Source organism: Candidatus Limnocylindrales bacterium (assembly GCA_035626395.1).
GTDB lineage: Bacteria > Desulfobacterota > Binatia > UBA1149 > CAITLU01 > DASPNH01.
Genome location: DASPNR010000031.1, coordinates 370,949 through 385,608, shown reverse-complemented (window position 1 = coordinate 385,608; position 14,660 = coordinate 370,949). Strand labels below are relative to the sequence as shown.

Here is a 14,660-nt window from a genome sequence, read left to right as displayed (position 1 = left end):
GCCCGCCATCCAGAACGGGGGTGACAAATGAAGAACGTTTCGATCATTGGATTCGCCGCGACACTGCTGATGACCGCCGCAGTCACCTCGGCCTCGGCCGAGGACATCTCGTCCAAGAAGATGATGGTCAAGGACAACTCCGATCCGGCCAAGCGCCAGATCCAGCTCCTCTCCGGCGACGCTGGCATCGCCTACGCCGAGGCCGGCGACCCAGCCACCAACGGCGCGTCCGTCCACGTCTACAGCGCAAGCGACGACGACTGCATCCTGCTGCCGGGCGGCGCGTCCTGGACCACCAACGGCTCGCAGTGGAAGTACAAGGACGACAGCAAGAACCTCGCGCAGATCGCCGACGGCAAGCTGCTCGTCAAGATCAAGTCCGGCGTCGCCTTCACGCTGTCCGATGATGCGCCGCAGGGCGCGATCAATGCGCAGGTGCAGTTCGGCACCGGCACGCGCTACTGCATGCGCTGCGATTCGCCGAAGAAGGACGACGAGAAGATCTTCATCGACGTGCAGTGCGCGGCCGTCGCGTGCGACACCGAGCCGACCACGTGCAATCCGTCGCCGACGACGACCACCACGACGACGATGCCGGCGCTTCCGGGGACCGTGCTCAAGGCGATGCTCGAGAGCACCAACGGCCTGTTCAACTACAACCTGACGCCCGGCGTCGCGGGCGCCGACGCCGCATGCGAGTCCGCTTTTGCGGGCACCCATGCATGCACGGTGACGGACCTGCTGTCGGCCGAGACCGCCGGCGACCTCGACGGAATCAAGGACCCGAGCAACGACGCCGTCACGTCGTTCTGGGCCATCGATCCGGCGCAGCCCGGCGACGACCAGTGCATCAACGCCGGCAACACGACGCGCTGGTTCTATGCCACGGTCCACACCGGCGCCCACGGCAACCGCATCGCGCTCAACAACGCCACCGGTGACCTCGGCAGCATCACCACCGGTCTGAACTGCGGCGCGCAGACGAGCTGGGTCGGCTGCTGCGTCGACTGATCCCCTGGGCGCCGCCGGCAGGTTCGTGCCGGCGGCGCCTCTCTCTTGCCGGCGTCATGCATCTCCGCCGCATCGCTTCGGCACTGCTCCTTCTCCTCCTCTCCGTCGATTCGCGCGATGGCCGCGCCGAAAGCCCGTGCGCCGGCAGCGGCGGCGGCTGGTGTCTTGCCCGCCGCGTCACCGGCGAAGCCGACGGCGGCGAGCTCGGCTTCCGCTTCGGGGAGCCGCTCGACGTCGATGGCGACCAGGTCGCCGACATCGCCGCCGGCATGCGCTTCACGCGCTTCCAGGGCGTGGCCGAGAACGGCCGGGCGGCCGTGTGGTCGGGTCGCACCGGCGTCAAGATCCGTTCGTGGGATGGCGAGCATCAGGACGGGCTGCTCGGACACTGGGTGCTGCCCGTGCCCGACGTTTCGGGCGACGCGCTGGCCGACGTCGTGCTGTCGGCCCCCAACGCAAAGGTCGGCAATGTCTCGACGACGGGCCTGGTGACGGCGCGCTCTCCGAAGACGGGCAAGGTGTTGTGGAGCCGTCCGGGCGATCGCCACGAGCAGCTCGGATGGGACCTGTGCGTGGCCGGCGACCAGAACGGCGACGGGACCGTGGACGTGTTCGCGGGTGCGCCTTCGGCCAGTGCGGGGCGTGCCTACCTGCTCAGCGGCAAGGACGGCACCGTCCTGCAGACGTATTCGCCGAAGAAGAAGACGTTCTCGTTCGGCTGGTCCGTCGCGCGCGTCGACGACCTCGACCGCGACGGCCGCAGCGACCTTGCCGTGGGCGCGTACCGCGAGAAAGGGGTAAGCGACGCCGAGATCGGCGGCGTGCACGTGCTGTCGGCAGCCACGGGACAGCCCATCTTTTACTGGATCGGCCAGAGCAGCCGCAGCGGCTTCGGCGAAGTCGTCGCCGCGCTCGGCGACATCAACGGCGACGGACGCGGAGAAATCGTCGTCGGGGCGCCGCGCAGCGACGACGACGATCGCGTCGTCCCCGGCGAGGTGTTCGTGCACTCCGGCGCCGACGGCGCGGTCCTGCACAGATGGAAGGGAAAGCAGCCCAAGGAGCTCTACGGCCGCATGGTCGTCTCGGCAGGCGAGATCGATGGCGACGGCGTCGAGGACGTCGCCATCGGTGCGCCGTGGCACCACCATGACTTCGTGGCCAAGGTCGGACGGATCGAGCTGCGGTCGGGAAGAACCGGCGCGGTGCTGCACGAGATGTTCGGCGACGTGGAGGAGGCCTGGTTCGGCTGGCACATCCGGCGCGCGCCGGATCCCGACGGCATGCACCGCCCGGCGCTGCTGATCAGCTCGGTCCGTCATCCCATCCGCGGAAAAGCCGGCGTCGGCGTCCTCGACCTCTACGTGCTGCAGAAGGCGTCGGATCGGAAGAATCCCTGAAAGACGTTTTCGGACCGCAGCAGCTCACCGCGATGAGGCGCGCCTGGCGGCGCATCGACATCGGGAAGACACGAGGCTCACGGGACGATGAGGCGCGACTCCCGGCGCATCGACATCAGGTAGACCCGCAGCGCGCCCTTCTCCTCGATCGACAGTGCCGCGTACTTGCGTCGCGCGGCGCGGCCTTCGCCGTCGTGGCCGGCGATGGCGTAGTCGAGGCTGGGAGCGCGGCCGTCGTGCAGGTAGGGCGCCGAATCCGCGACGCCCCACAGCCGCGGCGTCAGGTACTCCTGCTCGGCCACGCCGCGCTGGACGTGCTGCGCGCGATTGGCCCTGCCCATGTCGTGCCGCTTGAGGTCGCTGAACAGCCACACCGGATAACCTCCGACGTTGCTGTCGTAGCGCAGGGCCGGGCGCCGCATGTGCTCGGACAGGTCGATGGGCGGCAGGCCTTCGAGCGTCAGCATCGGGCTCTCCAGCACCAGCATCGGGCGGTGACAGCTCGCGCAGCCGAGCTCGTGGAAATGCTGCCGGCCGCGCTGGAAGTCGACGACGAAGCTGGTGGTGGTCGGCGCGAGAAGCGCCTGCGCCGCCGCACCGAGGTCACGATCCTGAACCAGCGGCTCGACGATCGGCATCTCGAGCAGCGCAAGATGCACGCTCATGGCCGCCAGCGGCCCGCGCCCGAATTCCCGGCGCCGGCCGTCGGCATCGCGGTCGTCGGCGTCGCTGCCGGTGCCGTAGACATCGGCGGTGGCATCGGCGAGCAGGCCGTCGCTCTGCACGCCCATGTGCACCTGCAGCGCCTCGGCCGAGAAGTCCTCCAGATCGGCGAGCGTTCCCTTCCATCCGAACGGCTTGACCACCAGATCCGCATCCACGCCCTCGACGCCCGAGGCGTCGAGCCTGCCGTCGCTGCCGGCGCGCAGCACGCCGAAGTCGACGCCCTTGGCGCTCAGGCGCGTTTCGCTGCCCTCGCCGCTGCCGGCCTTGCGCAGCAGCTCGTCGCGCTGCGCCTGCAGCTCGCGCGTCATCTCGAGCGCCAGCGCCTGCACCACGCCGAGCGCGAGCAGCGCCTGCGGGTTTCGCGCATCCCCGCTGCTCGGCATCGCGCCGTCGCCGGAGAGGAACGCGTTGTCGGTTTCGGCGCCGGCGCCGTTGGGGCCGCCGATCCAATGGCAGGAAGGACACGAGATGGTCTCGGGGCCGCCGAACAGCCCCTCGTGCACGCGCCGGAAGGGGCCGGCGGTGCCGCTGGCGGCCTGGCCCGCGCCCAGGCCGTCCTCGTAGCCGTACTCATGCTCGAACAGCAGTTGGCCGACATCCGCGAGCTCGCTCACGCAGATGTCGCCGGCCGCCAGCCGCTGCGGATCGAGCGCCTCGTGCACGTCGCGCAGGAACGAGCCTGGCACCGCGGCCTCGCGCAGGCGCAGCTCGTGGCGGCGCTCGGCCACGCGATGCGCCTCGCGCGCCGCCTCGATGCTCAGGGGATCCATGCGACGCGCCGGCGGACAATGCGCCGGCCATGCGGCCGGCACGCCGGCGTGCGAGTCGGTGGCGCGCGGACCGTCGCAGCCGCTCAGCCCCGGCAATGCGAACGCCACCGCAAGCGTTGCCGCCCCTGCAGCTCGCCAACGTGTGCCGGCGCCGACGATCGAACGACGCTCGGCGTCGGCACGGCGCTCCATCCACGCCCGGCATGCGCGCCAGCTCCGAACGACGAGCTTCGTGCCAGCGCCGCGCATCACGGCACGAACAGCTTGGGCTTGCGCGAGAGCGACGTCAGGAACACGCGCACGCTGGCGCGCTCGCCCTCTCCCAGCGCCAGATAGGCGTCGCGCGCGCCGGCCGCGGCGCCGCCGTGGAGCACGATCGCATCGTGGACGGTGGGCGCGCGGCCGTCGTGGAGATAGGGCGCCGTCTCGGCCAGCCCCCACAGCGGCCGTGTCAGGAACATGCGCGCGCCGATGGTTCCCTGCGGTCCCGGCGTGGCCAGCGCCTCGCCCATGTCGTGACGTTTCAGATCGCTGAACAGGTGGACGAGGTAGGAAGTGTCCTCGCGCGCGTACTCGGGCTCGATCTTGGGCGTCTCGCCGTCCTTGGCCACGTCGATGAGGAAAGTCGGCCGCTCGGCATCGAGCTTCTCGCGCACGTCGAAGCTGGCATCCGCGAGCTCGAGCGTGGGCACGTGGCAGTGCGCGCAGCCGACGGACTCGAATTGCGCGCGGCCTTGGGCAAACGCATCGAGCAGGCCCGGATCGCGTGGCGGCCGCGTGACCGGCGCCTCGAGCTGGGCCAGGTAGCCGACCACGGTGGTCACCATTGCCGAATCGATTTCGAGCAGCACGCCGTCCTCGTCGACGTCGTCCCACCTGCCCTTGCCGTACGGCGCCGCATCGAGCCCTTCGTCGCGCACCGCGAGCTGGATGCGTTTGGACAGCAGGCCCTGGTGGATGTGCAGCGACTCCTCCACGATCCCGCGCAGCGTGGCGTGATGTCCCTTCCAGCCGAAGGGCTTGATCGTCAGGTCGCCGTCGACGCCATCGACCGACGAGGTATCGATCGTTCCGTCGGCGCGCGCCGTGATGCGGCCGAACGCCACTCCCTTGGCGCTGAGCGCGTGCTCGACGTCGCGGCCCTCGCCGCGCGCACGTTCGCGTGCGGTGGCGGCCTGGTCGCGCAGTTCCTCGCTCATCTCGCGCGCCAGCAATGCCACCGGCCCCAGCCCGAGAAGGTGCGGCGGGTTGCGCTGGTCGGCGCCGCCGAGCCCCTTGCCGTTGCCGTGCAGGAACGCGTTCTGCGATTGCGTGCCCGCACCGTCGGGACCGCCCTTGGAATGGCAGCTGAAGCAGCCGAACGCGTCGGGCCCGCCGCTGGCACCGTCGTGAATTCGGTTGAGCTGCGGCGTGAAGCCGGCCGCCGTGCGATCAACGCTGCCGCGGCCCCAGCCATTCTCGGGGCGGAACAGATAACCGAACAGCTCGTCGCCGACGACGAAGAGCGTGTCGATGCCGAGCGTGCGGCGGTCGAAATCGATCTCGTTCAGCGTGGCGTGCTCGATCAGTTCGCCAGGGTCGCGGGCGTCGAGCGTGCGGTCGTAGTCCTCGCGTCGCCGCAGCTCCACCGCGTCCTCGAGCTGCTCGCGAAGCAGCGGCTCATCGGGAACCGGAAGGTGTTCGGTGGAAAAAAGCGGCGCTCGGCCCGTGGCAACGGACGCGGCGGCCGAAAGCTGCACGCGCCACGCGCTGGCCGCCACCATGCCGGCGAAGACACAAGCGAGCACGGCCGCCGATGCCGCGCGTCGGGCGCGAAGGCTCGTCGTGCTGCCGGGCTGCGGCATGATCCCCGTTCCCTAACACGCCGGCACCGGCGCTACCAAGCCGGGAACACGAAGCGCCTTAGGCTTCCGGTCCCTCGCCGGCGCCCTTGTCTGCGAGGGCGGCGCCATACCGGCCGCGAACCGGCGGCCGCCGCATCAACGGCCGCGGGTGCCGTCCGCGTCGCGATCGCAGCGCCGGCCAGACCCGCGTGCGCCCGTCGCGTGCAGAGGTCCTACTTGTGCCGCGCCTGCACCACCGCGGCCGATGCCTGCGCCGCCGTTACCGCCGGCTCCGCATCCAGCAGCAGCTCCTGCAGCCGGAAGAACGCGTCCTTGCGCGTGCCGTCCCAGCCCACCAGGCCCATGTGATAGTGGTTCTCGTCGACGTGGAAGCCGTCGAGCGCCTCGCGCTCCGGGTCGAGGTCGAGCAGGCTGTACCAGTAGAGCCGCTGCACCGGAGCGCGCGACGCCTGCTCGAGCATTCGCACCTGCAGATCCCCGCGAGCCAGGCGCCGATGGTGCGGATCCCACGTTGCCAGTCCCGTCTCGGTCACCCACACGGGCCTGCCCGCGCACTGCGCGGCAATCGTCTCCACCTTGGCTTGCCACCCGTGCCAGTCGCGGTGCCAGTCCCAGTTGTAGTGATCGGGCCACCACATCTCGGGAAACGCGTGGATGGCGATGACCTCGACGTTGATCAACGCGTCGTAGCGGTGCATGAGGTCGAGCCACTGAGCGTCGACCGGAATGATGCCGCCGAGGACGGCGGTCTTCCCGTGGCACCGCGCGCGGGCTGCGGCCATGGCCAGCATGCGCGCGAACTTGTGCCAGCGCGGATCATGGTCGCGGAAGTTCCACTTGAACCAGTTGTTGGGCTCGTTCCACAGCTCCAGGTCGGTGAAGTAGTCGCCGTACTGGCGGCAGAGCTGGCCGATGAAATCCGCATAGTCCTGCAGGCGGCGCGGCGGGCTGTTGCACGTGCCGCCTTCGGAGATCGACGGCGGCGTGTGCCACACCGACAGCAGCACGTCGAAATCGGCCAGCTGCTCCATCTGCCAGTCGTACCATTGCTTGCCGGCCGGGCGGTGATAGTCGGCCCACGAGATGCCGGTGCGAAGATGACGCACGCCCAGCTCGTGCATGAGCTCGACGCTTCTCTCGACGCACTCGTAGTCGAGGTAGTGGAACCATTGGCACACGCCGAGCTGCGGCCGCGCCCGCATCAGCCGTCCCTCCGGCGGCCGATGCCGGTGGCCGCTTCGTACTCGCGGTCGAGCTGCTCGCCGATGCCGTCGCGGTCGACGAAGGTCGGCTCGCAGACGTAGACCTCGTGGGCAGGACGCGCCAGCACCTTCATGCCGCACGAGCGCAGCATCGCTTCGACGCACGCATGATCGGCCGCCCACCAGTTGGTCGGATCGGCTTCCACGCGTTTCTCGATGAACGCCATCTTCGGCCAGCCCGGCTCGGTCATCCGGTGCCGCTCGGCCAGGGGAAGATCGTACGGCGGCGTCTGCACCTCCTCGCCCGGCAACGTCATCGTCTGGAAGATCAGCAGCCGGCGCGTGCGGCGTGAAACGATGTCCAGGCCCAGCAGCGGATAGCGCAGGTGGTAGAACACGCCCATGAACCACACCAGATCGAACTGCTCGCCGACGCGGGCGAGGTCATAGATCTGCATCTCGCGAAACTGGATACGGTCCTGCAGGCCGTACTGCTCGGCGGCCCAGCAGGCCTGCTCGAGGTAGTGGCGATCGTGGTCGATGGCGGTGACGCAGGCGCCGCGGCGGGCCAGCTCGAAGCTGTAGAAGCCGGCGTTGCAGCCGATGTCGAGCGCCGTCCATCCCGACAGGTCCTCCGGCACGCAATGGCGGATCGCCTCCCACTTGTTGGACGGAAAGTCGCCGAACGTGTGATCGGGACGCGTTTCGGTGCCGTCGGGCAGGTGCAGGTTGTGGAACCACGGCGCCAGGTCCTGTACCCGCGCGTGCACGTCGGTCGCCGCGTGGCTGGCCATTCCCATCAGGAGTGCGACCGCCGGACGAACTTGAAGAAGCGGCTCTTGCCTCCGTCGTCGGTCTCGTCCTGATAGAGGAACTCGAGGTCGGACTCGTCGAACTTCTCGAAGAACGTGTCCCAGTCGATCTCCTCGAGCGTGTCCTCGCCGCTGTAGCCCGGGAAGTCGATGCGCAGGATTCCGGCATCGTCGCCCTTTCCCGTCCCGCGAACGGTCGCCGGCTTGCCGCCGCGCTCTTCGGCCCATTGCCTGATCGTTTCGTGGTCCGTCGTCGATTGTGCTTGAGACATGGCTTCCTCCTGCGGAGACCGCGCGTGGCGCTAGCCTTCCATGGTTCGGTGGATGGACGCGGAGCCGCCGGTCGCGGCGCGGACGCGACGCGTCCGGCTGGAATCGCGCGCTTCGGTGAAGAACTGCTCGAGCTCGTGCGCACGATGGCGCGAGGTGTGGCGCGACAGCACGCGCCGGCGAGACGCCTCGCCGATCTGGAGCCGCGTGCCTTCGTCGCACTGGCTGAGCATGCGGAGCACGTCGTCGGCGTCGCGTGCGATGAGGATCTCGCGGCCGGGCACGAACAGCTGCTCCAGGCCGGGCCAGTAGTCGCTGATCACCGGCGTGCCGCACGCGGCGGCCTCGAACAGGCGCACGCTCGGGGAAAACCCGGCGCGCTTCATGTCCGCGCGCGTCAGGTTCAGCGTGAAGCGCTGCGAAGCGTAGAATCCGGGATGCTGCGGCGGCGCCAGATGCTCGACGTGCTCCACGTTGGTCGGCCAGCAGACGCTGGCGGGATACTGCGGCCCCGCCACGATGAAGCTGCCGCGCGGCCATGCCACCGCGGTCTCGAACATCAGCTCCTCGAGCGGCGCCTGGCGATCCTCGCTGTAGGTGCCGAGATAGCCGAGATCGTAGTCGCAGCGCGTGCGCCTGCACGGATACGCGTCGGCATCCACCGAGCAGTACAGCGCGCGCGCGCAGCGCGAGCCGAAGTCGCTTTCGAGCCGCTGCAGCGTAGGCCCGCCGGTGAAGGACAGATAGAGCTCGTAGAGAGCGATCTGCCGCGGCAGAAGGTACTCGGCGCCGCCTCGCTCGAGGTTGGCGAGCGTGACGGGCGTATCGATGTCGTAGAACGCGGTCACGCCGGCGGCGGTGGCCAGCACCCAGTCGCCGACGGCGATGCCGTCGGGAACATAGGAGCCGACGATCACCAGGTCGGCCGCCGCCACGCGAGCCGCGTGCTCGCGCTCGAGCTGATCGATGCCGTCGTAGAGATGCACCGGACAGTAGGACGGCGCCGGCAGGTCGCGATTGGCCGCGTACCAGGGAACGTCCCTTTCCAGGAACGTGACGCGATGTCCGCGCTCGCGCAGCGCACGCAGCAGGCTGCGATAGGTCGTCGCGTGCCCGTTTCCCCAGGAGGACGTGATCGACAGGCCGAGAACGACGATGTCGAGTCTCATCCCACGCCTCCCTGCGCCTCCAGCGCGGAGGCCGGGCGGCTGATCGCTCCGCCCGCACGGCCGCCCGTCAGATGCGCCTCCACCTCCAGAGCGCGGTGCGCGTACGTGTGCTCGGCCAAAACCCGCCGGTAGGCGGCCGCACCGATACGCCGTGCGCGCTGCGGCGTCAGCGCGCCGACGCACTCGACGACGTCGCCGGCGCCGTTGGCCGTCAGAATCTCGCGCCCCGGCTCGAGGAACATCTCCATCCCCTCCCAGGCATCCGAGACGATGCAGGCTCCCGCGCCGGCGGCTTCGAACACGCGCGTGGCGGGCGAGAAGCCGAAGCGGGCCATGCTGTCGCGGCTGATGTTCATCACCGCGCGCGGCGTGCAGTTCAGCGCGTTGTGGTCCGCCGTGAAGACGTGGCCGAGCAGTTGCACGTTGGCGGGCCTGTCGAGGTTCTGCTCCCAGCCGCTGCCGCCGAGCAGGAACGTGTGGCGCGCAAGCGCCCGCGCCGGCTCCAGGAAGAACTCGCGCACGCGTGCCTCGCGGTCGGGCAGGCGGTTGCCGAGAAACGCCAGCGTGCAGTCGAAGCGCGGATCGGGGTCCACCGGATGATGCGTGTCGGGGTCGAGCGCGTTGTAGATCGGCACGCACCGGCGCGCCCCGAGGCTTTCATAGGCGGCCACCACCGGCGGACCGCCCCCATACGTCAGCACCGCATCGTACTGGCCGAGCAGACTTCGGAACGGGTCGTCCGGGTTCTGCGCCACGCGCTCGAGCGTGGCGGGAGCATCGACGTCCCAGAAGATCACCTGCCGCGACGGCGAGCGCAGCGACAGAACCTCGCGCTCGAGAAGCTGGTCGAAGACGCCGACGCCGCTGGCCTTGACCACCACGTCGGCATCGGCGGCCGCCTCCAGGCATTGCAGGACGCCGCTGTCGTCGCCTGCGTCGTAGACCACCACACGCGCCCACTCCGGATCCTCGATGTCGCGGTGCTGCTGGCGACCGTAGGCGTCCGGCTCGTAGAAGCAGACGCGGTGGCCGCGCGCGTGCAGCGCCCGGATGATGCCGCGGTAGTAGGTGGCGGCGCCGTTCCAGTAGGCCGACACGAGGCTCGATCCGAAGAATGCGATGCGAAGCTTCACGACGCCTCCAGCTCGCGTTGTGCGGCGGCCCGGGGCTTGAGCGACGGCGCCGACCGCTGGCACGCCTCGACGATGCGCAGGAGCTGATGCACGCGGTGGGCGCACGTGTGACGCCGCAGGATGGTGCGGTGGCCGTGCTCGGCCAGGTCGTGCGCCAGCCGCTCGCTGCTCAGCACACGCCGCATCGCGCGCGTCATCTCGCGCCCGCTGTCCACTTCCAGATAATCCTTGCCCGACGTGAACAGCTGCTCGCTGTCGCTCCAGCGCAGGCAGATGAGCGGAATGCCGCACGCCAGCGCCTCGAAGACGCGGATGGTCGGAATGCCGTGCAGTTTCTCGCGATAGGGCCGGCGCGGGACGTGCACGGTCAGACGATAACGGCCGAAGATCTCGGGCACCGCGTAGTTCGGAAGCCAGCCGCCGTACTCGATGCCGGCGCGCTCGAGCGCACGCAGCGCCGGCGCCGGATAGCGCACCCCGTAGACGCGCGCCTTCAGACCCAGCTCGAGCACCGGATGCAGCAGCATCTCGAGCAACTCGCGGCTGCGCTCCTCGTCGCCCCAGTTTCCGATCCACACCAGGTCGCCGCCGGAGGCGTTGCGGCGGCTCGGGCGGAAGACGCGCGCGTCGGCTGCCTCGTGCCAGGTCCACGCGCGATGGCCGCGGCGAACGTAGAGGTCGGCGATGATGCGGCCGAAGGCCAGCACGCCGTCGTAGTGGCGAAGGTCGTAACGGGCCATCTCGTGCGGCGCCGTCGCCATGCGGTGATGCGTGTCGTGGAAGAACAGGCGGTAGCGGCCCGCCGCGGCGCGGTGGCTGCCTATGCGCGCGACGAGCTCCGGGTCGTTCCACTCGTGCACGATCACGACGTCGGCACCGGCCAGCGCCTTGTCCAGATCGAGCGTGTCCATGCGGTAGAGGCGGCTCTTGAGCTCCGGGAACACGCTCGCGAAGGCGCGGACCGCGACCTTGCCGTGGTCGCGTTCGAGCTGCGTGCGGCTCCAGCCTTCGGCAGGCTCGTAGATGACGGCGCGGTGCCCGAGCGCCTGCAGCTCGCTGGCCACTCCGCGCAGAAAGTGCGCGTTGCCGTGGTTCCAGTCCGACACCAGCGAGTGGTAGAACATCACGAAGCGCATGACAGCTCTCCTTGCGTCGCCTTCCGACCGGTCCCGCGCTGCTCGCCGATCAGCTCCTTGTAGACCGTCATGTACTCGTCGCCCATGCGCGTGGCCGTGAAGTCGCGCGCTCGCTCGCGCGCCGCCACACCGAGTCCGTTGCGGCGGTCCGCATCGTCGATGAGCTCGTTCAGGCAATTCGCCCACGCATCGGAGTCGTCGGGCGGAACGAAGACCGCCGCACGGTCCCAGCTCTGGCGCAGACTGTCGATGTCCGAGAGCACCAGCGCACAGCCGGCAGCCGCCGCTTCCAGCACGGTCAACCCGAACGGCTCGTAGCGCGCAGGAAGCGCGTAGATGCTGGAGCGGGCGTACCAATCGCGCATCTGGTCTGGCGAGAGCACGCCGACCGCGTGCACGCCGGCCAGATGAGCGAAGCTGCGGCTCTCCGGATGCTGCGCCTCGCCGGCCACGTACATCGGCCACTCCACCTTGGATGCGGCGTGCGCGAGTACGGTCAGGTTCTTGGCGCGGTCCCACAGCCGCCCGGCCGAGAAGATCAGCTTCTCCTTGGCCGCATACGTGACCAGGCTCATGTCATGCCCGTTGGCGATGACGCGCGTGCGGCCGAGCGGCCCGTACATCTCCTCAAGCCGTTGCAGCATCCACGGCGTCGGCGCCACGACGACGTCGGCGCCGGCCAGGCCCTCGCGAACGCGCCGGCGGTAATGAGCCCACAGCTCGCCAGGACTGCTTCCCGAAGTGGACGCGAACCACGATAGGACGCAGGAGTGGCCGACGACGACCACGGGCTGCTGCCACGGCAAAGCTCCATGCGAATAGTCGTTGAGATGGATGAGGTCGGGCCGCAGATCGGCCGCGATCTGCAGCATGCGCTGGCCGAGCGCGTCGACGTCGTCCCACGCATCCTGCATCCACTCGACGCGGTAGCCCGTCTCGTAGACGTGCACGCTGCGCAGCTGCTCGAGCGCATGGATCTGGTCGCGCGAAAGCGGCCTGCCGGCCGTCACCAGAGCGACCTCGCCGCCGCGGCGGGTGATCTCCGCCGCCAGCGTCAGCGAGTACGTCCACACGCCGCCGAGCGTGTCGGTGTTCATCAGGACTTTCATCGATGGTAGATGGCGTCCACGAGCCGGGCCACGTCCACCAGGCGTTCCGCCTGCGGATCGAAGCGTCGCGAGAGGGAAAGCTGCTCGACCCATTCGATGATCGCCCGGCCTCCCCAGGCATCGGGAGGACCGGCGATGCGATCGCGCGACGTTCCCTGCCGATGCTCGACGACGAAGTCGAAGAAGGAGCCGCCGACGTTGTAGAGCGCCAGCGATCCCCTGCTGCCATGGACGTTGACCTCGATGACGCAGTCCTGCCCCGCCGAGAGGTTCCAGGAGCAGGCGACGCGCGCATCGATGCGGTTGGCGTAGACCCAGCTGGCAACGGCGTAGTCTTCGACGACGCCGCGGCTGAGATGGTCGAGCAGGCGGCCGCACGAGTAGAGCCGGCTCTGCACGCCGCCCCAGACCGGAAAGTCCAGGATCCACGAAAGCAGATCGATCAGATGCGTGCCGAGATCGATCACGCAGCCGCCGCCCGACAGACGCACGTCGCGGAACCATGGCTTGTCGGGGCCGTACGCGTTGTGGAACGTCGCATCGACGGCGAAGACGTCGCCGATCTGCCCGCCCTGCACCATCTCACGCATGCGCGACACGCCGGCGACGTGGCGGTAGGAGAGATCGACGGCGAGCAGCCGATCGGCCGCGCGCGCCGCGCGTACGACGCTGGCGGCCTCGGCCGCCGTGCGGGAGAGCGGCTTCTGGCAGAAGACCGGGATCCTGCGCGCCAGCGCTGCCTGCGCCTGCGCCGCGTGCAAAGCGCTCGGGGTGGCGATGACGATGCCCTCGAGCTCGCACTCCAGAAGCTGCTCGAAATCACGGAAGACATCGGCCTGGGCGGCAACCGCCTGCGCGCTGGCGGCGCAGGCCGGATCTGGCTCACCGATGGCGACGATCTCCGCAAGACCGCTGTCCTGCACGGCCTGCATCCGATGAAGACCGATCCACCCGGTTCCCGCAAAACCCAGGCGCGGCAGCGTCGACGGCCGGCGCCGCCTCGCGCTCTCGCTCTTGATGACGGCGATCGCTCTCACGACGGCCTCGCATCGGCTGCGGCACCGCCCATCGTCACGATGGCCTTGACGAAACCCTGCGGGCGAGTGCGGGTGTGGTCCAGCGCCTCGCCGATGCGTTCGAGAGGAAAGACGTGCGTGATCAGAGGGCGCGGGTCGAGCAGTCCCGCGCATACGGCATCGACCGCACGCGTGATGCCGGCCATGTAGGCGTCCCGCTCGCGCTCGTGCGCATTGACGACGTCGATGCCGCGCCAGTTCCACGACTGCATGTCGACGTGGCGAAGACCGTCCTGGTGATAGCCGGCGATGACCAGCCGGCCGCGCGTGGCCACGATGGCGCCGGCAACGTCGAGCGGCTGCTGCAGCCCGGTGGCCTCGATGACGCGATCGCATCCGCGCCCACTCGTCGCCTCCAGGACGCGCGGCACCGTCGCCTCGTCCAGATCGAACGCCTCGCCGGCTCCCATGCGGCTGGCCAGGCTACGCGAGAACGGGCGGCGCGAGATGGCGAGGACACGCGCACCCTCCGCACTGGCCAGCCGCACGAGAAGAGCGCCGAGAAAGCCGGCACCCACCACGGCCACGGTGTGCCCTGGACGGATGTCGGCGCGCGCCCACACGTTGAGCCCGCAGCCGAGCGCTTCGCCGGGAAACGGCATCGCGTCGAGCGCCGCCGGCAGCTTGACGGTCGCTTTCGCGTCGACCGCTTCGAACTCGGCGAAGGCGGCGTAGCTCAGCAGCGCGACTCGATCGCCGCGCACGAGCCCGGATGCCTGCGATCCCACGGCTTCCACCCGGCCCCAGCCTTCGTGCCCGGGCGCGCCGTGTGCGAGCGGATATTCGAACCACGGCCGGCCTTCCCAGACCGGAAGGCTCGAGCTGCATACTCCGCAGCCTTCCAGTCGCACGAGCACCTGCCCTGGCGCGATGGCAGGACGAGCGACGCGCTCGACGCTCCAGCGGCCCGGCGAGACCAGACGCGCCGCGCGCATCGTCGCCGGCTCAACCGCGTCGTGCGGCCGGGATGCTTCGGTAGAAGCCACGTTCGCTTGCATGCCC

13 protein-coding genes are annotated in these 14,660 nt (G+C 69.5%); 2 read left to right on the top strand and 11 right to left on the bottom strand.

The features are described from left to right. The first annotated feature begins 27 nt into the window (after nt 1–27). Entirely contained in the window at nt 28–1,011 is a 984-nt protein-coding gene (locus tag VEC57_13190; protein HYC00082.1) for a hypothetical protein, read from the top strand. Nucleotides 1,012–1,067: 56 nt separating this feature from the next. Next, nucleotides 1,068–2,411 carry a hypothetical protein gene (locus VEC57_13185; GenBank protein ID HYC00081.1) on the top strand — a complete coding sequence of 448 codons (1,344 nt, stop codon included), beginning with the start codon at nt 1,068–1,070 and terminating at the stop codon, nt 2,409–2,411. A gap of 77 nt (nt 2,412–2,488) precedes the next feature. Here VEC57_13185 and VEC57_13180 read toward each other — a convergent pair whose 3' ends face one another. The 11 genes from VEC57_13180 to VEC57_13130 all read right to left on the bottom strand — a co-directional run bounded on the left by VEC57_13180 (nt 2,489) and on the right by VEC57_13130 (nt 14,593). Then, nucleotides 2,489–4,015 (bottom strand): di-heme oxidoredictase family protein, encoded by a 1,527-nt coding sequence (locus VEC57_13180; GenBank protein HYC00080.1) that lies wholly within the window; start codon nt 4,013–4,015, stop codon nt 2,489–2,491. Between the two features lie 140 nt (nt 4,016–4,155). Then, nucleotides 4,156–5,751: a di-heme oxidoredictase family protein gene (locus VEC57_13175; GenBank protein HYC00079.1), complete on the bottom strand. Its 1,596-nt coding sequence runs from the start codon at nt 5,749–5,751 to the stop codon at nt 4,156–4,158. A gap of 212 nt (nt 5,752–5,963) precedes the next feature. Next, nucleotides 5,964–6,953, bottom strand: coding sequence for a hypothetical protein (locus VEC57_13170; GenBank protein ID HYC00078.1), 990 nt, complete (start codon nt 6,951–6,953; stop codon nt 5,964–5,966). Then, a complete protein-coding gene (locus VEC57_13165; protein ID HYC00077.1) occupies nt 6,953–7,753 on the bottom strand; it encodes a TIGR04290 family methyltransferase in 801 nt (266 codons plus the stop codon). Before VEC57_13165 ends, VEC57_13170 begins: the two co-directional genes overlap by 1 nt. Then, nucleotides 7,753–8,037 carry a hypothetical protein gene (locus VEC57_13160; GenBank protein ID HYC00076.1) on the bottom strand — a complete coding sequence of 95 codons (285 nt, stop codon included), beginning with the start codon at nt 8,035–8,037 and terminating at the stop codon, nt 7,753–7,755. Before VEC57_13160 ends, VEC57_13165 begins: the two co-directional genes overlap by 1 nt. 30 nt (nt 8,038–8,067) lie before the next feature. Then, nucleotides 8,068–9,204, bottom strand: coding sequence for a glycosyltransferase (locus VEC57_13155; protein HYC00075.1), 1,137 nt, complete (start codon nt 9,202–9,204; stop codon nt 8,068–8,070). Next, the gene (locus tag VEC57_13150) at nt 9,201–10,337 is read right to left on the bottom strand and encodes a glycosyltransferase (GenBank protein ID HYC00074.1); all 1,137 of its coding nucleotides are present in this window, start codon (nt 10,335–10,337) and stop codon (nt 9,201–9,203) included. Before VEC57_13150 ends, VEC57_13155 begins: the two co-directional genes overlap by 4 nt. Next, nucleotides 10,334–11,473: a glycosyltransferase gene (locus VEC57_13145; GenBank protein ID HYC00073.1), complete on the bottom strand. Its 1,140-nt coding sequence runs from the start codon at nt 11,471–11,473 to the stop codon at nt 10,334–10,336. Before VEC57_13145 ends, VEC57_13150 begins: the two co-directional genes overlap by 4 nt. Then, complete coding sequence (locus VEC57_13140) at nt 11,461–12,582, bottom strand: glycosyltransferase family 4 protein (GenBank protein ID HYC00072.1); 1,122 nt, start codon at nt 12,580–12,582, stop codon at nt 11,461–11,463. Before VEC57_13140 ends, VEC57_13145 begins: the two co-directional genes overlap by 13 nt. Beyond that, entirely contained in the window at nt 12,579–13,619 is a 1,041-nt protein-coding gene (locus VEC57_13135) for a Gfo/Idh/MocA family oxidoreductase (protein ID HYC00071.1), read from the bottom strand. Before VEC57_13135 ends, VEC57_13140 begins: the two co-directional genes overlap by 4 nt. Further along, nucleotides 13,616–14,593 carry a zinc-binding dehydrogenase gene (locus VEC57_13130; GenBank protein HYC00070.1) on the bottom strand — a complete coding sequence of 326 codons (978 nt, stop codon included), beginning with the start codon at nt 14,591–14,593 and terminating at the stop codon, nt 13,616–13,618. The genes VEC57_13135 and VEC57_13130 overlap by 4 nt, the downstream gene beginning before the upstream one ends. Nucleotides 14,594–14,660: the final 67 nt, after the last annotated feature.